Here is an 18,427-nt window from a genome sequence, read left to right on the forward strand (position 1 = left end):
CCTCAGCCCTCGGTGGTCTCGGCGGCGTCGTCGCCGCCGGTCGTGGAGATGTCCTTGCCGAAGTACTCCTCGGAGATCTCGGCGTAGGTGCCGTCCTCCTTGATCGTGGCCAGGGCCTCGTTGAGGGCGTCGCGCAGGGCGGTGTTGCCCTCCTCGACCGCGAAGGCGGGCTCCTCGGTGAAGACGGGCTCGCCGCACTCGACGAGGTCCAGGCCGGACTCCTGGATCTGGTAGAGGCCGACGTTGCGGTCGGTCATGGCGGCGTCCAGACGCCCGGTCGAGACGTCCTGCAGGGCCGTGACGTCGGAGGAGAAGGTGCGGATCTCGCCGACCCAGTCCCCGCCGTTCTCGTTCAGCCAGTCCTGGTAGGTCGTGCCGCTGGCCACCCCGATCGTCGGGGAGTCCAGCTCGGCGATGTCGGTGCACTCGGTGCCCGGGGCGACGAAGGCCTGGGCGCCGGAGACGTAGTAGCTGTCGGTGAAGTCGACCTGCTCGTCCCGCTCCTCGGTGGGCGTCATCGAGGCGATGAGCACGTCGTAGCGGTTGGCGCTGATGCCCTGGATGAGGGTGTCGAAGGCGCCGGTCTGGGCGTCGACCTCCAGGCCCATCTCCTCGGCGATCGCCACGCCGATGTCGTGGTCGAAGCCGGTGAGGGTGTTGCCCTCGAAGTAGCTGAACGGCTGGAACTCGCCGCTCATGGCGACGACCAGGGTGCCGTCGTCGATGAGGCCGAGGTCGTCGCCGGCCGCCGCCTCCCCGCCGGTGTCGTCCCCGCCGTCGGTGTCGTCCCCGCCGCAGGCGCTCAGGCCGAGCGCGACGGCGGCGGCAGCCACGATGGTGGTGGAGCGGCGGGTGGTCCGGGTGGTGCGTGTCATCTCAACTCATCTCCTCGGGAGTGGACGTCGTTCGACTGCTCCCACCATAGGAGCCGTCGGTCGCCCGGCCGGGGACCCTTGACCGCGTGCGGCGTCCGCGGTATCCGCGCGCGCGCCTTGGTCGGCCCCGTGCCCCGCGCAAGCCCCGACCGGGACCGTTACCCGATCGTTACGGCCGTCCACCGCAGGGCGGCCGGACGCGTCAGGAGGCGTCGTGCACGTGCCGCCGGAACCACTCCAGGCTCGCCGCCCACGGTCCGGACCGGTCGGCCAGGTCGGGCAGCAGGGGGGGTGAGCTCGGCGCTGAACGTCTCGGAGGACTCACGCGGCAGCAGGGAGGGCAGGTTGTCGATGGCGATGACGTCGAGGGGGTGCTCGTCCCCGCCGAACCGGCGCACCGGCTCGTCCCACGTGGTGATCTGCGTGTTGACCGGCAGCTTGTTGGCCTCGGAGGTCACGTCGCAGGTCACGTCGCCGACGACCCGCAGGCGCCGTGGCGCGTCGACGTCCTCGGCGGTGACGAACGCCTCGCCCGCCCCGAGGCTGACGACGCAGTTGACGAGGATGTCCTGGTCGAGCAGGGCGGGCTTGTCCAGGACGAGCGTGTCGGCCCGGTCCCACCGGGTCAGGGCGCACCCGGCCACGGCCAGCGCCTCCACGGCACCGGTCCCGGAGCGCCCGCGCGAGCCGATGACCAGCGCCCGCTCGGGCTCGGCCGGGGTGCTGCCGCGCAGCCGCTCGTCCAGGTCCTCGCGGGTCATCGGGCCGACGCCGCCGTCCAGGAGCCCGCGGTGGCGCAGCACCGACAGCGCCGCCCCCACGTAGCCGGCCCAGAAGCCGAACGCCACGACGCGCTTGCCGTCGACGGTCAGGTACTCCACGTCCAGCAGCTCGCCGCCGCCGCGGCGGAACCGCTCCAGCACCTCCTCGGCACCCTCCTGGCCCTTGTAGGCGTGCGCGAAGAACACGTGCGTGTGCTGCAGGTCCGAGGGGTCCTCCGGAAGCTCCTTGATCCCCACGACCACGGCCCCCTCGGGGGCGTCCACCCAGGAGCCGAACGGGGCGACCGAGCAGCCGACCTCGACGTACTCCTCCACCGGGACGATCCGGGTCGGCGACTCCTCCACCGTCACGGTGAAGCCGTCGGCGATGAGCCGGGCCGCGTCGGCGGGGACGATCGGCACGCGCTGCTCGGTCGGGCGGGACTCGGCGCGGATCCACAGGTGGGGGCGGGTCATGGGGCACAGCGTATGGAGTGGGGCGGGCGGTCCCCAACTCCGGCGGGCGGCCGGTCCGGCGCCGTCGGTCGGTGCCTCTGCCCGGTGCCTCGGCCCGGTGCCGTCGGTGCCGTGGGGCACGATGTCCCCATGGGGATGTTCGAGGCCGCCGCCCGTCGCCGGAGGGCGGCGGAGATGCAGCGACGGCTGGCCGAGCTCGACGAGTGGGACCGGCGCTACGGCCTGGGCGGGAGTCCTCCGGGCAGCCCGCTCACCGGCGGCTCGGGACCCTGGCGTTACCACTCGCCCGAGGGTGGTCCCCCGCCCGTCCCGGTCCTCGACCCGGTCCCTCCGCGGCCACCGGTGCGCCGGCGACGTCGGTCGTGGCCGGGGGTGCTGGTGGTGATCGGCCTGGTCGGCGCCGGGCTCACCTACCCCGACCGGGCCGTGCAGACCTGGTCCTGGGCGCAGGACACCGGTCGCTCCGTCCTCGGGCTGCCGGAGCAGGAGCCGGAGCTGCCGCTGCCGGACGCCTCACCGGTGCCCCCGGACGTCATCGGCGGCCGGCAGGAGGACCGCGCCCCGGCGGGCACGGTGGACCCGGCGGCGCAGGGGAGCGCGGGCGGGCGGTTCGACGACCTGGTGCCGGACTTCCTCCCCCGCTCCGACCCGGCCGGGTGGGGATGGGAACCACCTCGCGGCGAGCGGCTGCTGCCCGCCGTCGCCCCGCAGACCGACGGTGCCTACGCCTTCCTGGCCACCCAGCCGCAGAGCGAGGAGCCGGTCGGCTTCTCCCCGTGCGGCCCGGTCGAGGTCGCCGTCAACCCGGCAGGAGCCCCGGAGGGCTACGCGGACCTGGTGCTCGCCTCCCTCGCCCGGATCTCCGACGCCAGCGGCCTGCACCTGGAGCTCGTCGGCGAGACCGATCGCACCTGGTCGGACGACCCCGCGTCCCGGGGCGAGCCCGTCCTGGTCGGCTGGGCGACCGACGAGGAGGTGCCGGCGCTCGAGGGACCGAGCGCAGGGTTCGGCGGGCCGACGGTGGTGACCTTTCCCGACGGCCGGTCCTGGAACGCCTCCGGGCAGGTCGTCCTGGACACCGACCAGCTGCCGACGCCGGAGGCGCACGCGGCGGTGCTCGACCACGAGCTGGCCCACGTCCTGGGCCTGGGCCACGTGGACGCGCCGGGCGAGCTGATGACCCCCGTCAACACCGGCCAGACGCACTTCGGCCCCGGCGACCTGGCCGGGCTGGCCCGCCTCGGTGCCATCCCCTGCCCCTGACGTCCGGACGGACGCCGCGGGTCACAGGGCCCGGGCCATCCTCCGCACCGCCTCGGCCATCAGCTCCTCGGAGGTGCCGATGTTGAGCCGGGCGAACCCGGCCCCGCCCGGGCCGAACGCCGGGCCGGGCGAGAGCAGCACGCGGCCACGCTCGAGGAAGGCCGCCGCCGGGTCGTCGCCCAGCCCCAGCTCCCGGCAGTCCAGCCAGGCCAGGTAGCTCGCCGACGGCCGGTGGTAGCGCACCCCCGGAAGGTGCTGCGCCAGCAGCCCCTCCAGCTGCGCGGCCCGCTCCTGGATCTCCCGGCGCACGTCCTGCAGCCAGTCGCGCCCGTCGGTGTACGCCGCCACCGCCGCGTACTGCCCGAGGATCCCCGAGCCCCAGTCCAGCCCGCCGGGCATCCCCTCGGGCCAGCGCGACCTGTCGGCCACGACGGCCACGGCGAGCTTGAGCCCGGCGAGGTTCCACGCCTTCGACGGCGACTGCAGCGCGACCCCGACCTCCCGGGCGGCGTCGGAGACCGCCAGGAAGGGGACGAACTGCTGCGCGCTGCCCGGGTGGACGAGCGGCGCGTGGATCTCGTCGGAGACCACGAGCGCCCCGTGCTCCTTGGCCAGGTCGGCCACCGCGGCCAGGTCCTCCCGCGGGGTCACCAGGCCGAGGGGGTTGTGCGGGGAGCACAGGAGAACGACCTTCGTCCCGCCGGCCAGCGACCGCTCCATCCCCTCCAGGTCCAGCCGCCCGCCCCGGTCCTGGTCGAGCATCGGCACGTCGTCCGGCTCCAGGCCCAGCTCGCGGATCCACGGGTAGAAGCTGAGGTAGACCGGGGGCGTGAGCAGCACCCGGTCCCCGGGCGAGGTGACCGCCCGCAGGATCTCCTGCACACCGACCCCGACGTCGGCCATCACCCGCACGCTGCCCCCGTCGGCCACCGGGTCCCAGCCCCAGGTGTCCCGCGCGAACCCGGCGAACGCCTCCACCACCGGCCTCGGGTGCCCCGCGTAGCCGAAGTCCGACCGGTCGACCGCAGTGCGCAGCGCCTCCGCGATCGCCGGGGCGGTCCGCACGTCCATCTCCGCGGTCCAGGCGGGCAGGACGTCGGGCGCCACCCGGCTCCACTTGGCGCTGCGGTGCTCCCGCATCTGCTCCAGGGTCAGGTCGAAGGGTGCTCCCATGGCCCCAGCCTGTCAGCAGCGCCCGCACCGGCGAGGATGGGGGGTATGACGTCGCGCACCTGGACCTTCACCGGCCGCATCCTCGGGGTCGGCACGACGAGCGGGGTGCGGCTCGTCGTCGGGGTCTGGGACACCTCGCCGCTGGGCTCGTTCGCCGACGTCATGGTCGAGCGGGCCGACGGGCACCGGGTCCTGCTGGCCCCCACCCAGGAGGTCGCCGACTTCGTGACCGGTACCTACAGCTTCGACGAGACCCGGATCGAGCCGGTCGAGGTGGACCTCGCCGCCGGCGCACCGGCCCCGACGGACGGGCCGCCCGCGACCTTCTCCGTGGGCACGCCGTCCCTGACCCTCGCCGCGACCCTCGGCCGGCGCACCGTGCTGGGGTGGCTGCTGCGCGGCATACCCCGCCGGGTCGCCGCCAGCCCCCTGCTGGCCACGGTGACCGACCCGGTGGCCCGGGTCCTCCTGAGGGGCGTGCGGACCCGGGGCAGCGCCGGGCAGGGACGGCGGGAGTTCTACGGCGCGACCGACCTGCGGACGGTGACCTCCGTGACCGCCCGGCTCGACGGCGTCGACCTGGGCACGCTGACCCCGGTCGACCCGCCGGCCCGCTTCGGCTTCTCCTCGACGCCCCGCCGGCCGGCGCTGACCGAGGTGGTCACGACGATCGTCGAGCGCTGACCGTCCGGCTCGTCAGGCCACCCGGGTCTGCGGGGCGTTCTCGGCCGTCTTGCCCGGGTCGCGCTCGACCGAGTCGCCCAGGACCTCGTCGATCTTCGCCAGCAGGTCGGCGTCCAGCTTGACGCCGGCGGCCTTGACGTTGTCCTTGACCTGCTCGGGCCGGGAGGCGCCGACGAGCGCGGCGGCCACGTTGGGGTTCTGCAGCACCCAGGCGACCGCGAGCTGCGGCATGGTCAGGCCGGCCTCCTCCGCCAGCGGCTTGAGGTTCTGCACGGCCGTGAGGGTCTCGTCGGACATGAAGCCCTGCATGCCCTTGCCCATCCTCTCGTCGGCCGCGCGGCCCTCGGTGGGCTGCTGGCCGGGCAGGTACTTGCCCGAGAGCACGCCCTGGGCCATCGGGCTCCAGACGATCTGGGAGATGCCCAGCTCCTCGCAGGCCGGGACGACCTCGGGGTCGATGACCCGCCAGAGCATGGAGTACTGCGGCTGGGAGGAGATCAGCTGGAAGCCGAGCTCCTTGCTCAGCCGGTGGCCCTCGCGGATCTGGTCGGCGGTCCACTCGCTGACCCCGATGTAGAGGGCCTTGCCCTGCCGGACGATGTCGGCGAAGGCCTGCATCGTCTCCTCCAGCGGCGTCTCGGTGTCGAACCGGTGCGCCTGGTAGAGGTCGACGTAGTCGGTCTGCAGCCGCTTCAGCGACCCGTCGATCGACTCCATGACGTGCTTGCGCGACAGACCGGTGTCGTTCTTGCCGCCCGGGCCGGTCGGCCAGTAGACCTTGGTGAAGATCTCCAGGCTCTCCCGGCGCTCGCCCTTGAGGGCCTCGCCGAGGACGCTCTCGGCCTTGGTGTTGGCGTAAACGTCGGCGGTGTCGAAGGTCGAGATGCCCTCGTCGAGCGCGGCGCGCACGCACTGGTGGGCCACCTCGTTCTCCACCTGGGACCCGTGGGTCAACCAGTTGCCGTAGGTGATCTCGCTGATCTTGAGCCCGCTGTTGCCGAGGTACCTGAATTCCATCCCCCCAGCGTACGGAGCCCGCGGGGGTGCTCGGTGCCGCGGGGCAGGATCCGCCGCAGCGCCGGGGAGTCCGCGGCGCCGACTACGGTGGGGGTATGACGTACCGATCGGGGTGGCAGGACGACGACCGCGGGCAGGAGCCCCGCGAGGGTGACGAGCTGGCGGCACCGCCCGGCCCGGACCCGATGCTGCCGTCCCCGGGGATCGACCCCTCGCTGCAGCCCCCTCCGCTGCCTGGCCCGCAGACGCCGGGCGCGGGGATGCCCGAGGTGGTCCCCGGGGCGCCGGGCTCCTGGCAGCAGGCCGGCGGAGCGGCATACCCCTCGGGCGGTCCGGGAGACCTGCCCGCCCGGCGGGAGCGGGACCAGCCGATGGTGTCGGCCTTCGGCGACCTGGTCCGCACCGGGGCGTGGGACGCGGCGCAGAAGACCGTGTCCTACCAGGTGTTCGGCGACGTCAAGCTCGACCTGCGCCAGGTGCTGCAGCCGGGGGAGACCCTCGAGGTCGAGCTCTACAGCCTGTTCGGGAGCGCGAAGATCCTCGTGCCCGAAGGCACCGACGTGCAGATCCAGGGGATGACGCTGCTCGGCGACGCGCGCTCGGAGGTGGGGGCGGCCGCCACCGGCACCCCGCCGTCGGGCGGCCGGCTGGTCGTCACCGGGTGGTCGGTGTTCGGCGACGTGCGGGTGCGCTCGGTCGCGGAAGCGGAGAAGCTGCCCCGCGGGTGGCGCTGGGCGCAGCCGAAGCGGTCCTGAGGCCCGTCCGTGGCCGGGTGGCGCGGTACCAGCCGAGCAGCAGCAGGACCATGAGCGTGACATCGACGACGTCGCCCCCGTAGTACATGAGCTGGGCGCCCGCCCGCGCGTCGGCCTGCTCGACCCCGGCCGGCGGGCGGACGTAGAGCCACTTGCCCAGCAGCGAGTGGGCCGCGACGAAGAGCACGAGGACGGTCGCCCGCACGGTCACCGGGGACCGGTGGGGGTCCGGGTCCACCCCGACCACGGACGCGGTGAACACCCACCCGGCGAGCAGGACGTGCGCGTGGACCAGGGCGTGGACGAGCACGGACCCGTGCATGAGCCGGTAGAGGTCGGTCGTGTAGAGCAGCCACAGGCCTCCTGCGTTGAGCGCCGCCGCGACCACGGGGTGGGTGAGGACCCGCACGAACGGCGTCCGCAGGAGGCGCACGAGGCGGCGGGCCGACGGTGCCGGCAGGGCGCGCAGCGCCAGGGTGACGGGGGCGGCCAGGACCAGGAGCAGCGGCGCCACCATGCCGAGCAGCAGGTGGCCGGCCATGTGCGCGGTGAAGCTGGAGCGGGCGGCGTCGGCGAGCGGGCCGACCAGCGCGAGCCCGGCGCACAGCAGACCGGCGTGCCAGGCGAGGGTGCGCCACCAGGGCCAGCGAACCCGCGGGGCGGCGGCCCGCAGCGCCGCGACCTGGGCGATCGCGGCGGAGACCAGCAGCAGCACGACGAGGATCGCGAACGCCTCCCAGCCCAGGTCGGCCGCCACCCGGCCGGGGCCGTGTTCACCGTGGGCGGGAAGGACGGTCACCGGCTCACCCCGTCGCCCGTCCGCGGTCCGTCCCGCCGGGCCGGTCGGCGGCTGCTCCCGGGCGCTCCCGTCCGGCGCGGCGCGCGACCAGCGTCCCGATCACCACGGCGAGCAGCGCGGTGCCGATCCAGGTGAGGTCGTAGGGCCACAGCTCGACGTCGTAGCGGATCTGGTGGATGCGCAGCACCTTGTGGAGGAACACCCCGTCCAGCAGCTGGAAGACGCCGATCCCGACGAGGACCGCCCCCGCCCACCGGACCCACAGGAGACCGCCGCGACGGCGCACGTCCGCGAGCAGGAACAGCCCCCAGACCGTGATGAACCAGCCGAAGGCGTGGAAGAACGCGTCGGCCAGCAGGGCCACCTCCGGCGTGGACAGGTCGTAGAAGTGGTGCCACTGAAGGCCCAGGTGGAAGACGAACAGGTCGATCATCGAGGCGGCGACGCCGCACCCGAAGAGGAACCCGGCGGCCAGCGTCCGGCGGTCGAGGTTGGGCATGCGACCCAGCCTGGGACGGTCCGGCCGGTGCCGCACGTCAGGTCGACAGGACGAGCGGGCGCAGTCGTCCTAGCGTGGAAACCGCGTCGCCAGCGAGGGCGACGACGACGCGGACCTGGAGGACGACGATGGCCAAGAACCAGAACGACCAGCCGGCCGTGGAGGCAGGCGGCCCCCGGCTCCCGGACTACCCGCAGGACCCGGCCCCGCCGCAGCCGCCGACGCCCCGCCACGCGGGTGCCGCGGCGGACAACCCGCGTTACACCGACGCGACCGAGCCCGGGGAGGGCGGCGAGCTGCACCAGCTGCCGGGCGACGGCATACCTCCGATGACGACCTCGCAGGGGCAGGTCCTCTCGGACGACCAGAACTCGTTGAAGGTCGGCGACCGCGGACCCACCCTGCTGGAGGACTTCGCCTTCCGCGACAAGATCTTCCACTTCGACCACGAGCGGATCCCCGAGCGGGTGGTGCACGCCCGCGGGTATGGCGCGCACGGCACCTTCACCGCCGCCGAGGACCTGTCCGACCTGACCCGGGCCTCGCTGTTCGCCGAGGCCGGCAAGGAGACGCCGGTGTTCGTCCGGTTCTCCACCGTCGCGGGCAACATGGGCTCCTTCGACCTGGCCCGGGACGTGCGCGGGTTCGCGACCAAGTTCTACACCGACGAGGGCAACTGGGACCTGGTCGGCAACAACATCCCGGTGTTCTTCATCCAGGACGCCCTCAAGTTCCCCGACCTGGTGCACTCGGTCAAGGAGGAGCAGGACCGGGGCTGGCCGCAGGCCCAGTCGGCGCACGACACCTTCTGGGACTTCGTCGGGCTGATGCCCGAGTCGACCCACATGCTGCTGTGGCAGATGTCGGACCGCGCGATCCCGCGGTCGTTCCGCTTCATGCAGGGCTTCGGCGTGCACACCTTCCGGTTCGTCGACGCCGAGGGGCGCAGCACGTTCGTCAAGTTCCACTGGGTGCCGAAGCAGGGGCTGCAGTCGGTGGTGTGGAACGAGGCGGTCAAGATCAACGGCGCGACCCGGACTTCCACCGGCGCGACCTGTGGATGGCGATCAACAACGGCGACTTCCCCGAGTGGGACCTGTGCGTGCAGACCTTCGACGACGAGTTCGCCGACTCCTTCGACTTCGACGTGCTCGACGCGACCAAGATCATCCCCGAGGAGCAGGTGCCGCTGCGGGTGGTCGGCACGATGCGGCTGGACCGGGTCGTCGACAACGTCTTCAGCGAGACCGAGCAGGTGGCGTTCATGACCCAGAACGTCGTGCCCGGCATCGACTTCACCAACGACCCGCTGCTGCAGGGGCGCAACTTCTCCTACCTGGACACCCAGCTCAAGCGGCTGGGGTCGACGAACTTCAGCCAGCTCCCGGTTAACGCGCCGCGCTGCCCGGTCGCCCACTTCCAGCGGGACGGCCACATGCAGATGGGCCGGCAGGCGGGCCGGGCGAACTACGAGCCCAACTCCTTCACCGGGGCCGCGGCCGGGCCGCGGGCGGACCGGGAGGCGGGCTTCCGGACCGTCGAGCGGCCCGAGAGCGGGCACACCAGACGGGTCCGGGCCGAGAGCTTCGCCGACCACTACTCCCAGGCCGGTCAGTTCTGGCGCAGCCAGAGCGCGGTCGAGCAGGACCACATCCGGATGGCGTTCGTCTTCGAGCTGTCCAAGTGCGAGATCCCGGTGGTCCGCGAGCGGATCGTGGCCAACCTGCGCAACGTCGACGAGGAGCTGGCGGCCGGGGTCGCCGACGGGCTCGGGATGGAGCTGCCGGAGGCCACCACCCCGCACGTGCAACCGAACCACGACCTGCCGGCCTCCCCGGCCCTCAGCATGGAGTTCCGCGCGCCGGAGAGCTTCGCCGGCCGCAAGCTGGGGATCGTCGTCACCGACGGGACCGACGGGGCCGTGCTCGACGCCCTGACGAAGGCCTTCGAGGACGGCGGCGCGATGGTCGAGACGGTCGCCCTCAAGGTCGGTGGCGTCACCCTCGCCGGTGGCGAGCGCCGGCCGGTCGACCACAAGATCGACGGCGGGCCCTCGGTGCTCTTCGACGCGGTCGCCCTCCTGGGCGAGGGGGCCGGGGCCGAGGAGCTGGCCGGTCACCCGGCCACCCGCGACTTCGTCGCCGACGCGTTCTCGCACTACAAGTTCATCGGCTACGTGCCCGGCGCCCGCCCGCTGCTGGAGGCCGGCGGGATCGCGACCGGCTGGACCAGGCCTGCCTGGACCTGTCGACGACGACGCCGGAGGACTTCTTCACCGCCTGCGGGGCGATGCGCCGCTGGGAGCGCGACGTCTGAGCGGCGGCACGGCATACGCATCCCTGCACGACATTCCCATCCCTGCACGACATCCCCATCCCTGACGGAAGGAGAACGGCATGACCCGTCCCCAGCTGTCCGACATCCCCGGCCAGTCCCAGGAGTGGCCCGGCACGGTCGCCGACCTGGACCCCGCGCCCGACCACGGCGAGGAGTCGTGGACGGGTCGTGACCGCCTCCCCGGCCGGCGCGCCTGATCACCGGCGGCGACTCCGGCATCGGCCGGGCCGTGGCCCTCACCTTCGCCAAGGAGGGAGCCGCGGTCGCGGTCGCCCACCTGCCCGAGGAGGAGGACGACGCCCGGCGCACCCAGGAGCTGGTCGAGGCGGCCGGCGGCACCTGCCACCTGTTCGCGGTGGACCTGCGCGAGCTGGCGGCCAACCGGCAGCTGGCCAAGGACGCCGTGCAGGCGCTCGGCGGGCTCGACGTGCTGGTGGCCAACGCGGCCTACCAGATGACCCACGACACGCTCGAGGAGTTCCCGCTGGAGCAGGTCGAGCGCACGTTCGCGACCAACGTCTTCTCGCCCTACTGGCTGGTGCACGAGCTGGCCGGCGAGCTGGGGAAGGACGGCGGCAGCGTCATCGTCACCACCTCGATCCAGGCCTACGAGCCCTCGGACCACCTGCTGGACTACGCGGCCACGAAGGCGGCGCTGAACAACCTCGTCGTCAACCTGGCCGCCGAGCTGGGCCCGCGCGGGGTGCGCGTCAACGCCGTGGCGCCCGGGCCGATCTGGACGCCGCTCATCCCCTCGACGATGTCGTCGGACAAGGTGGAGGGCTTCGGCTCGGACACCCCGCTGGGCCGCGCCGGCCATCCGGTCGAGGTGGCCGCGGCGTACGTCTTCCTCGCCTCCGACGAGGCCAGCTACGTCTCCGGGACGGTGCTGGGGGTGACGGGCGGCAAACCGGTCTTCTGACGGCGCGCGCGGTAACGGCGGGGGCCGACGGTCGGCCCTGGGCTCTCCGCCCCCGGCGTGTCGCGCACTGTACGGAGCCGTCGCCCACCAGCCCCCGGCGTGTCACGCACTGTGCAGAGCCGTTGTAGCGTGTCGCGTGCCAGAGGCCCGAGGGTGCAGCACGTGACATGTCGCAACCGGCAGGGAGCCTCACCGCTGGTCGGCTATCTGTTGCACAGCCTTGCGGACGACCATGTCCTGTGGAACGGTCGGGCCCGTGGATGACCTGGCGAGGGGGCGGAGCTCGACCTGGTGGCCCGTGACAGCGTCGGCCGTCGTCATCGTGTCCGCTGTGGTCCTCGTCGCTGCCGGTGCCATCGCGTGGTGGCACGGGCTGATCACCGTGGTGCTCGGAGGTGTCTGGTTCGTGCACGAGCTGCGCCTCCACCGGCAGCGGCGGGGACGGTGAGCCCGCCCGACACCGGTGCGTCAGCCTGGCGCGGGCACAGCGTGCTCCAGGTGCCGGTCCCGCCGCTGGAGGGATGGGTCCGCGACCGGACCGCGGCCTACGACCCCGGCTTCGTCTCCGCCGACCCCCGCTTCGTCCACGCCCACGTCACCGCCCTCGGCCCGTTCGTCGACGTGCTGGACGACGAGCTCGACGACGACGTGGCCAGCCGGGTCGCCGCCGTCGCCGCGCAGGTGGAGCCGTTCCCCTACCGGCTCGCGCGGGTGGCCACCTTCCCCAACGGGATCGTCCACCTCGCGCCCGAGCGGCCGGGCCGTTCGCCCTGCTCACCGCCCTGCTCGTCGCGGAGTTCCCCGACCACCCGCCCTACGCCGGGGAGTTCGCGCCCGAGCCACACCTGACGCTCGACCTGGTCCACGGCGACGTCACCGAGGAGTCCACCCGGGGCCGGCTCGACGGTCTCCTGCCCGTCGAAGCCCGGGCGGACGCGCTCGACCTCGCCTGGTGGGAGTCCGGCCGCTGCCGTCTCGTGCGTCGGTGGCTGCTCGGCCGGGGGGCCCGCGACGTGACCAGCTGAGGCGTCCGGACGACGTATGATGGTTGCATCATGCACGTATCTGAGCAGCTCGCGCGCGCCTTCGCCTCGATGGGCCGCCTCCTCACCGAGTTCCAGGGCGACCTCTCGCGCCCGGACTTCTCGGTCCTCGTCCACCTGTCCCACCAGGCGACGGCGGGGAGCCCGTCCGCTCCCGCGACCTGGCCCGGTCGGAGGGGTTGGACCCCTCGACGATGAGCCGGCGGCTCACATCCCTGGTCGACCGGGGGCTGGTGGCCCGCGAGCCGGACCCGGCCGACGGTCGCGCCTCCCTGCTCTGCCTCACCGACGAGGGTCGCGATGCGGTCCGCCAGGAGCGGGCCCGACGGGTGGCCCTCGTCACCGACGCCTCGAGGGTTGGGACGACGACGACAGCCGTGACCTGGCCCGCCTGCTCGGGCAGCTCACCGACAGCCTCGAGACCCGCCGCTCCGAACGCCTCCGCCAGCACCACCGCATACCCCGAGGACCCCGTGACCACCACCGGAGCCGCGCCCACGGCCGCCACCCCCGAACCCGTTCCCTACCGGATGACGCCCGCGCACCGGCGGGTCTTCGTCGGGCTGATGCTCGGCATGTTCGTCGCCTCGATCAGCCAGACGATCGTCGGCCCGGCCATCCCCCGGATCGTCGCCGAGCTGGGGGGTATGGAGCACTACAGCTGGGTGGCGACCGCGGCCATGCTGGTCTCGGCCATCGTCGTGCCGATCGTGGGCAAGCTGTCCGACATCTTCGGCCGGCGCGGGTTCTACCTTGGCGGGCTGGTCGTCTTCATGGTGGGCTCGGTGATCTCCGGGCTGGCGCCGAACTTCTGGACGCTCGTCCTCGGCCGGGCGGTGCAGGGCCTGGGCATGGGCACGCTGATGCCGCTGTCCCAGACCATCATCGGGGACATCATCCCGGCCCGGCAGCGGGGGAAGTACCAGGGCCTCATGGGGGCGGTGTTCGGCGTGACCTCGGTGGCCGGCCCCCTCGCGGGCGGGCTGATCACCGACGAGCTGGGCTGGCGGTGGCTGTTCTTCGCCGCGCTGCCGGTCGGTGTGGTTGCGGTGGTCGTCATCGCCCGCTTCCTGCACCTGGACCACGAGCCGACGCGCGGCAGCATCGACGTGCTGGGCATCGTCACCCTGACCCCGGCGCTCGTGTCGATCCTCCTGGCCACGTCCTGGGGCGGCACCACCTACCCGTGGACGTCGGCGCCGGTGCTGGGCCTCTTCGCGGCCGGTGCGGTCCTGCTGGCCGGGTTCGTCCTGGCCGAGCTGCGGGCGGAGAACCCTCTTCTGCCGCTGGGCCTGTTCCGCAACAGCATCTTCACCTGGGCCAACATCGCCGCCTTCGGCCTGGCGATGGTGATGTTCGGCGCGTTGATCTACGTGCCGGTCTACGCCCAGGGCGTGCTCGGCGCCGGGGCGACCGAGTCCGGCCTGATCCTCATGCCGATGATGCTCGGGATGATCGTCGTGGGGATCCTCTCCGGCCTGCTCATCACCCGGACCGGCCGCTACAAGGAGCTCATGCTGCTGGGCACGGTCGTCACCGGGGTGGGCCTGTGGCTGCTGACCCGGCTCACCGTGGAGTCCTGGGAGTGGACGATGACCGCGGCGATCGCGGTCATGGGCACCGGCCTGGGGATGGCGATGCAGCAGTACACCCTCGTCGTCCAGAACGCGGTCTCCCGGGCCGACCTGGGCGTCGGCACCGCGACCCTGCAGTTCTTCCGCAACGTCGGCAACACGGTCGGGATCGCCGTCTTCGGCTCGGTCATGACGGCCGGGATGGCGTCGGCGATCGCGGGGCACCTGCCGGCCGAGATGGCGTCGCGGGCGGCCGAGCTGGGGCAGATCGACGCCGGGGCGGCGTTAGACCCGGCGGCGACGGAGGGGCTGCCGCCGGAGGTGCTGGAGGCGGTGCGCCGGGGGCTGGCCGACCAGCTGCACGACGTGTTCGTCCTCGGCCTGCCGATCATCGTCGTGGTCTTCTTCGCCACCCTGGCCATCCGGGCGATCCCGTTGCGGGAGACGGTCGGCACGCCGGAGGAGGCCCAGCGGGAGTACCTCGACACGATGGCCCAGAGCGCGCCGTCGAAGGGCTACGTGCCGAGCCTGCGCGAGGGGGACGTCGGCGCCCGGACCCGGGAGCGGGTGCTGGGCCTGCAGCTGGCGATGATCGCCCGGCAGGCCGGTGCCGCGGAGCGGCCGCTGCTCACCCGGGCCGTGGCCGAGGTCGGCCAGGGCGACCTGGAGCGGGGCCGGTGCCTGCTCGACCGGGCGGCGCTCATGCTGACCAGCGACGACCAGGAGGAGGCGGCCGCCGGCGAGCGGTTCGCCGTCGAGCTGGCCCGGCGGGCCGACCAGGAGGGCGGGCTGCTGAGCGCCGAGCTGCGGCAGGAGCTGGCGGTGCAGGCCGCGGCCGCCGCCCGCAACCGCGACGAGGTGCTCTCGACCATCGAGCCGAGCGTGGAGGAGCGGCACGCGGCCGTCGACCTCGACAAGGTGCGGCAGGCGGCCGCCGAGCTGTCGACCGCCCTGCTCGTGGACCTGGGCCGCCCGGTCGAGACCGTCGGCTCGTCCGGCCGGGGGGAGTAGACGTCGTCGGGGGGTCTCGGCCGACGAGTCGTGGCCCTGGTGGGGGCCACAACTGGTCACGCGGCCGGGAGCGCCCCCCGGCCGACGCGCCCCCCGGCCGATGCGCCGGCGCCGGCCGACGCGCGGGCAGCGCCCCGGGAGGCTCAGGCCTCCTTGGCGCCGGAGAACTCCAGGAAGGCGTCCATCGCGCGCGGGCCGTAGACGGTCGCGGGGCCGCCGGCCATGAGGATAGCGACGCCGATGGTCTCGGCGGCCTGCTCGGCCGTGGCTCCGGCGCGGGCCGCACCGCGGGCGTGGCTGGCGATGCAGCCGTCGCACTGGGTGGCCACGGAGATGCCCAGGGCGATGAGCTCCTTGGTGGCGGTGCTCAGCTCGCCCTCGGCCAGGGCCGCCTTGTGGGTGGCGGCGAACCCGGCGTAGACGTCCGGGATGCGCGAGCGCAGGTCGCGGGCGGGGGCCTTGAGGCCGTCGAGGACGTGGGCGCCGTGGGACATGGAACTCCTCGTTGAACGGATTGACGTGATACCCCCAAGGGTATCGCCCAGGTGAGTTCGCACCAAAGACGGCGGAGGCCGGGCCGGCCGAGACGGCATACCCTCGCTCCATGCAGGACTTCCACCTCCCCACGGCCATCGTCGTGGCGGGCGCCTTCCTCGTCCTGCACGTCGTGCTGTGGCTGCGCCGCCGGCGGGAGGCCCGGGGGTTCCTCTCCGAGGCGGACCGGATCACCTACGAGACGCTGCGGACCGGGTCCCAGGCGGGGCGGCACCTGCGGTCCGGCCTGACGGGCGAGCACGCCGGCCGGGCGGCCCGGCACCTGCGCCTCATGCTCGGGGCGTCCGGGCTGGCGCTGTGCGACGGCCACCAGCTGCTCACCTGGTCCGGGCACGGGGAGCACCACTCCGGCCAGGCGGTCGACCACTCCCGCCGGGTGCTGGACACCGGTGACGTCGTCGTCCTCGACCGCGACGACCTGCCCTGCGCCGACCCCGAGTGCGACGTCCGGGCCGGGGTGGTCGCCCCGCTCGTCGTCGAGGACCGGGTCGTGGGCACGGTCGCGGCCTACGCCGAGCGGCCCTCCGCCGGGCTGGCCCGCGCCACCGAGCAGCTCGCCACCTGGGTCAGCGGCCAGCTCGAGCTCGGCGAGCTGGACCGGGAGCGCACCCGGGCCATGGAGGCCGAGCTGCGCAGCCTGCGGGCCCAGATCAGCCCGCACTTCATCTACAACTCCCTCGGCGCGATCGCCTCCTTCGTGCGGACCGACCCCGACCGGGCCCGCGAGCTGCTGCTGGAGTTCGCCGACTTCACCCGCTACGCCCTGCGGCGCGGCGGGGCCTTCACCACCCTGGCCGACGAGCTGCGCAACATCGAGCGCTACCTCGTGCTCGAGCAGGCGCGCTTCGGCGAGCGGCTCCAGGTCCACCTCCTCGTCGCGCCCGAGGTGCTCACCGTGGCCGTGCCCTTCCTGGCCGTGCAGCCCCTCGTGGAGAACGCCGTCCGCCACGGGCTGGCGGCCAAGGAGGACGTCGGCACGGTGACGATCACCGCCACCGACCTGGGCGACCTGGCCGAGATCACCATCGAGGACGACGGGGTCGGCTCCGACCCCGAGCTGGTCCAGCGGGCGCTCGACGGCGACACGGCGGCCGACGGCAAGGACACCGACAGCGTGGGCCTGGGCAACGTCGACGCCCGACTCCGGCAGGTCTACGGCGACGACCACGGCCTCGTGGTCGAGACGGCCCCCGGGCTGGGCACCAAGGTCTCCTTCCGGGTGCCCAAGTACGCCCCCGGCGTGCACGTGGCCGGATGAGGCCCTGGCTGACGACCCTGATCGCGACCGTCCTCGCGGCGCTGGTGACGTGGGTGGCCGTCAGTCTCGACGTGGTGGTCGACCCGCGGGTCGACGAGGTGGCACCGGTGGACGCGGCCTACGTCATCGGTCCGGTGGAGACCCGGATCGAGGAGGCGCTCGCCGTCATGGACACCGGCGTCGCCCCCGTGCTGCTGGCCACGACCTCGGTCAACGCCGACACCGGCGAGCACTACGCGACCGACCACTGCCGCCTGCGCACGGCCACCTACCGGGTCGAGTGCGTCCTGCCCGAGCCGTACACCACCCGCGGGGAGGCCCGGGTCCTGGGCGCCCGGGTCGCGGAGCACGGCTGGGACCGGGTCGCGGTGATGACCAGCACGCCGCACGCGGCGCGCACCCGGATGCTCATGGAACGGTGCACCGACGCGACGTGCTCGTCTGGACGACCGACGCCGGCACGGACCGGAGCCTGCGGGGCTGGGCGCAGGCCGTGGTCTACCAGTCGGGCGCCTGGGTCAAGGCCCAGCTCCTGCGCGGCTGCTGACACCGGCCCCGCCGCCCCGGTGCCTCCTCCGCCGCACGGAGGGCGCCTCCTACGATGAGGTCATGCGCGCCCTCGTCGTCGACGACGAACCGCCCGCCCTCTCCGAGCTGACCTACCTCCTCGAGCAGGACGGCCGGTTCGACGTCGTGGTCGCCGCCTCCTCGGGCACCGACGCGCTGCGGGCGCTGGACGCCGGCGACGTCGACGTCGTCTTCTCCGACATCTCCATGCCCGGGCTCGACGGGATGGAGCTGGCGCGCATCATCGCCCGGTTCGCCCGCCGCCCGCAGGTCGTCTTCGTCACCGCCCACGAGGAGCACGCCGTCGACGCCTTCGCCGTGCAGGCCACGGACTACGTGATGAAGCCGGTCTCCCCGTCCCGGCTCGCCCGGGCGGTCGACCGGGTGGTGGAGGGTATGACGTCCGCGCCCCCGCGGACGCGCGCGCCGAGCCGGGGGCCCCCGGGGAGGTGGCCGTGGCCGACGGGCCGACGGCCTCGCCGAGGGAGACGGGTCCCGCGCCGACCGTCCCGGACGAACGGATCGCGGTCGAGCTCGGCGGGGTGACCCGGTTCGTTCTGCGGTCGACCATCCGCTACGTCCAGGCCCAGGGCGACTACGCCCGGCTGTTCACCGCGACCGGCTCCCACCTGGTCCGGGTCCCGCTGAGCACGCTGGAGGAACGGTGGACCGACGCCGGGTTCGTCCGCATCCACCGCTCGACCCTCGTCTCTCTGGCCCACGTCGCCGAGGTGCGGCAGAGCCAGGGACGGGTGTCCCTCGTGCTGGCCCCGGACGGGACCGAGCTGCAGGTGGCCCGCCGGCACACCCGGGACGTCCGTGAGCGCATCCTCGCCCGCGGCCCCCGGCCCTGACGG

General features: G+C 73.5%; 19 protein-coding genes and 1 pseudogene. 13 read left to right on the plus strand and 7 right to left on the minus strand.

What is annotated here, in order from left to right:
- Positions 1-2: 2 nt before the first annotated feature.
- Both BJF81_RS04095 and BJF81_RS04100 read right to left on the minus strand, forming a co-directional pair.
- Entirely contained in the window at positions 3-875 is an 873-nt protein-coding gene (locus BJF81_RS04095) for a transporter substrate-binding domain-containing protein (RefSeq protein ID WP_083663980.1), read from the minus strand.
- A gap of 158 nt (positions 876-1,033) precedes the next feature.
- Complete coding sequence (locus tag BJF81_RS04100; RefSeq protein ID WP_075957273.1) at positions 1,034-2,113, minus strand: saccharopine dehydrogenase; 1,080 nt, start codon at positions 2,111-2,113, stop codon at positions 1,034-1,036.
- A 129-nt stretch (positions 2,114-2,242) separates the two neighbouring features.
- On the opposite strand from BJF81_RS04100, the gene BJF81_RS04105 reads away from it, so the two are divergent.
- The gene (locus BJF81_RS04105) at positions 2,243-3,376 is read left to right on the plus strand and encodes a hypothetical protein (protein WP_075957274.1); all 1,134 of its coding nucleotides are present in this window, start codon (positions 2,243-2,245) and stop codon (positions 3,374-3,376) included.
- A 21-nt stretch (positions 3,377-3,397) separates the two neighbouring features.
- Here the strand turns inward: BJF81_RS04105 and BJF81_RS04110 are convergent, their stop codons facing one another.
- On the minus strand, positions 3,398-4,549 hold the full coding sequence (locus BJF81_RS04110; protein WP_143780658.1) for a MalY/PatB family protein: 1,152 nt from the start codon (positions 4,547-4,549) through the stop codon (positions 3,398-3,400).
- Positions 4,550-4,594: 45 nt separating this feature from the next.
- Between BJF81_RS04110 and BJF81_RS04115 the strand changes: the two genes are divergently transcribed.
- Positions 4,595-5,233, plus strand: coding sequence for a hypothetical protein (locus BJF81_RS04115; protein WP_075957275.1), 639 nt, complete (start codon positions 4,595-4,597; stop codon positions 5,231-5,233).
- 12 nt (positions 5,234-5,245) lie between these two features.
- On the opposite strand, the gene BJF81_RS04120 is transcribed toward BJF81_RS04115, so the two are convergent.
- Positions 5,246-6,250, minus strand: coding sequence for an aldo/keto reductase family protein (locus BJF81_RS04120; RefSeq protein ID WP_075957276.1), 1,005 nt, complete (start codon positions 6,248-6,250; stop codon positions 5,246-5,248).
- 95 nt (positions 6,251-6,345) lie between these two features.
- Here BJF81_RS04120 and BJF81_RS04125 point away from each other — a divergent pair, with 95 nt between their 5' ends.
- Positions 6,346-7,005: a LiaF domain-containing protein gene (locus BJF81_RS04125; RefSeq protein WP_075957277.1), complete on the plus strand. Its 660-nt coding sequence runs from the start codon at positions 6,346-6,348 to the stop codon at positions 7,003-7,005.
- Here BJF81_RS04125 and BJF81_RS04130 read toward each other — a convergent pair.
- Entirely contained in the window at positions 6,905-7,804 is a 900-nt protein-coding gene (locus BJF81_RS04130) for a cytochrome c oxidase assembly protein (protein WP_075957278.1), read from the minus strand. The genes BJF81_RS04125 and BJF81_RS04130 overlap by 101 nt on opposite strands.
- A 4-nt stretch (positions 7,805-7,808) precedes the next feature.
- Positions 7,809-8,303: a DUF2243 domain-containing protein gene (locus BJF81_RS04135; RefSeq protein ID WP_075957305.1), complete on the minus strand. Its 495-nt coding sequence runs from the start codon at positions 8,301-8,303 to the stop codon at positions 7,809-7,811.
- 329 nt (positions 8,304-8,632) lie between these two features.
- Here BJF81_RS04135 and katE point away from each other — a divergent pair.
- The 6 genes and pseudogenes from katE to BJF81_RS04165 all read left to right on the plus strand — a co-directional run.
- Positions 8,633-9,732, plus strand: a pseudogene (gene katE / locus BJF81_RS19045) (catalase); the annotation flags it as partial.
- A 12-nt stretch (positions 9,733-9,744) separates the two neighbouring features.
- A complete protein-coding gene (locus BJF81_RS19050) occupies positions 9,745-10,812 on the plus strand; it encodes a catalase-related domain-containing protein (protein WP_237770015.1) in 1,068 nt (355 codons plus the stop codon).
- A gap of 57 nt (positions 10,813-10,869) precedes the next feature.
- Positions 10,870-11,562, plus strand: coding sequence for an SDR family oxidoreductase (locus tag BJF81_RS04145; protein WP_342447073.1), 693 nt, complete (start codon positions 10,870-10,872; stop codon positions 11,560-11,562).
- 298 nt (positions 11,563-11,860) lie between these two features.
- Complete coding sequence (locus BJF81_RS17895; protein ID WP_158068607.1) at positions 11,861-12,010, plus strand: hypothetical protein; 150 nt, start codon at positions 11,861-11,863, stop codon at positions 12,008-12,010.
- Positions 12,011-12,060: 50 nt separating this feature from the next.
- Positions 12,061-12,411 (plus strand): 2'-5' RNA ligase family protein, encoded by a 351-nt coding sequence (locus BJF81_RS19055; protein ID WP_237770005.1) that lies wholly within the window; start codon positions 12,061-12,063, stop codon positions 12,409-12,411.
- A gap of 388 nt (positions 12,412-12,799) precedes the next feature.
- Complete coding sequence (locus BJF81_RS04165) at positions 12,800-15,190, plus strand: DHA2 family efflux MFS transporter permease subunit (protein WP_143780659.1); 2,391 nt, start codon at positions 12,800-12,802, stop codon at positions 15,188-15,190.
- 143 nt (positions 15,191-15,333) lie between these two features.
- Here the strand turns inward: BJF81_RS04165 and BJF81_RS04170 are convergent, their stop codons facing one another.
- Entirely contained in the window at positions 15,334-15,684 is a 351-nt protein-coding gene (locus BJF81_RS04170) for a carboxymuconolactone decarboxylase family protein (protein ID WP_075957280.1), read from the minus strand.
- A gap of 110 nt (positions 15,685-15,794) precedes the next feature.
- Here BJF81_RS04170 and BJF81_RS04175 point away from each other — a divergent pair, with 110 nt between their 5' ends.
- Genes BJF81_RS04175 through BJF81_RS20800 form a run of 4 tightly spaced genes read left to right on the plus strand, consistent with a single transcriptional unit; the run spans position 15,795 to position 18,424 of the window.
- The gene (locus BJF81_RS04175) at positions 15,795-17,003 is read left to right on the plus strand and encodes a sensor histidine kinase (RefSeq protein ID WP_187345493.1); all 1,209 of its coding nucleotides are present in this window, start codon (positions 15,795-15,797) and stop codon (positions 17,001-17,003) included.
- Complete coding sequence (locus tag BJF81_RS04180) at positions 17,000-17,608, plus strand: hypothetical protein (protein WP_075957281.1); 609 nt, start codon at positions 17,000-17,002, stop codon at positions 17,606-17,608. Before BJF81_RS04175 ends, BJF81_RS04180 begins: the two co-directional genes overlap by 4 nt.
- Before the next feature lie 4 nt (positions 17,609-17,612).
- The gene (locus BJF81_RS20795; protein WP_342447074.1) at positions 17,613-18,116 is read left to right on the plus strand and encodes a LytR/AlgR family response regulator transcription factor; all 504 of its coding nucleotides are present in this window, start codon (positions 17,613-17,615) and stop codon (positions 18,114-18,116) included.
- Complete coding sequence (locus tag BJF81_RS20800) at positions 18,113-18,424, plus strand: LytTR family DNA-binding domain-containing protein (protein WP_342447075.1); 312 nt, start codon at positions 18,113-18,115, stop codon at positions 18,422-18,424. Before BJF81_RS20795 ends, BJF81_RS20800 begins: the two co-directional genes overlap by 4 nt.
- Positions 18,425-18,427 lie beyond the last annotated feature (3 nt).

The organism is Ornithinimicrobium sp. CNJ-824 (assembly GCF_001942405.1).
In the GTDB taxonomy this organism is placed as follows: domain Bacteria; phylum Actinomycetota; class Actinomycetes; order Actinomycetales; family Dermatophilaceae; genus Ornithinicoccus; species Ornithinicoccus kibberensis.

Bases quoted from the DNA above. Each gene is read 5' to 3' on its own strand.
- BJF81_RS04095 (WP_083663980.1), bottom strand. From the start codon at position 875: ATGACACGCACCACCCGGACCACCCGCCGCTCCACCACCATCGTGGCT.
- BJF81_RS04100 (WP_075957273.1), bottom strand. From the start codon at position 2,113: ATGACCCGCCCCCACCTGTGGATCCGCGCCGAGTCCCGCCCGACCGAG.
- BJF81_RS04105 (WP_075957274.1), top strand. From the start codon at position 2,243: ATGGGGATGTTCGAGGCCGCCGCCCGTCGCCGGAGGGCGGCGGAGATG.
- BJF81_RS04110 (WP_143780658.1), bottom strand. From the start codon at position 4,549: ATGGGAGCACCCTTCGACCTGACCCTGGAGCAGATGCGGGAGCACCGC.
- BJF81_RS04115 (WP_075957275.1), top strand. From the start codon at position 4,595: ATGACGTCGCGCACCTGGACCTTCACCGGCCGCATCCTCGGGGTCGGC.
- BJF81_RS04120 (WP_075957276.1), bottom strand. From the start codon at position 6,250: ATGGAATTCAGGTACCTCGGCAACAGCGGGCTCAAGATCAGCGAGATC.
- BJF81_RS04125 (WP_075957277.1), top strand. From the start codon at position 6,346: ATGACGTACCGATCGGGGTGGCAGGACGACGACCGCGGGCAGGAGCCC.
- BJF81_RS04135 (WP_075957305.1), bottom strand. From the start codon at position 8,303: ATGCCCAACCTCGACCGCCGGACGCTGGCCGCCGGGTTCCTCTTCGGG.
- BJF81_RS19050 (WP_237770015.1), top strand. From the start codon at position 9,745: ATGGGCCGGCAGGCGGGCCGGGCGAACTACGAGCCCAACTCCTTCACC.
- BJF81_RS04165 (WP_143780659.1), top strand. From the start codon at position 12,800: ATGAGCCGGCGGCTCACATCCCTGGTCGACCGGGGGCTGGTGGCCCGC.
- BJF81_RS04170 (WP_075957280.1), bottom strand. From the start codon at position 15,684: ATGTCCCACGGCGCCCACGTCCTCGACGGCCTCAAGGCCCCCGCCCGC.
- BJF81_RS04175 (WP_187345493.1), top strand. From the start codon at position 15,795: ATGCAGGACTTCCACCTCCCCACGGCCATCGTCGTGGCGGGCGCCTTC.
- BJF81_RS04180 (WP_075957281.1), top strand. From the start codon at position 17,000: ATGAGGCCCTGGCTGACGACCCTGATCGCGACCGTCCTCGCGGCGCTG.
- BJF81_RS20795 (WP_342447074.1), top strand. From the start codon at position 17,613: ATGCGCGCCCTCGTCGTCGACGACGAACCGCCCGCCCTCTCCGAGCTG.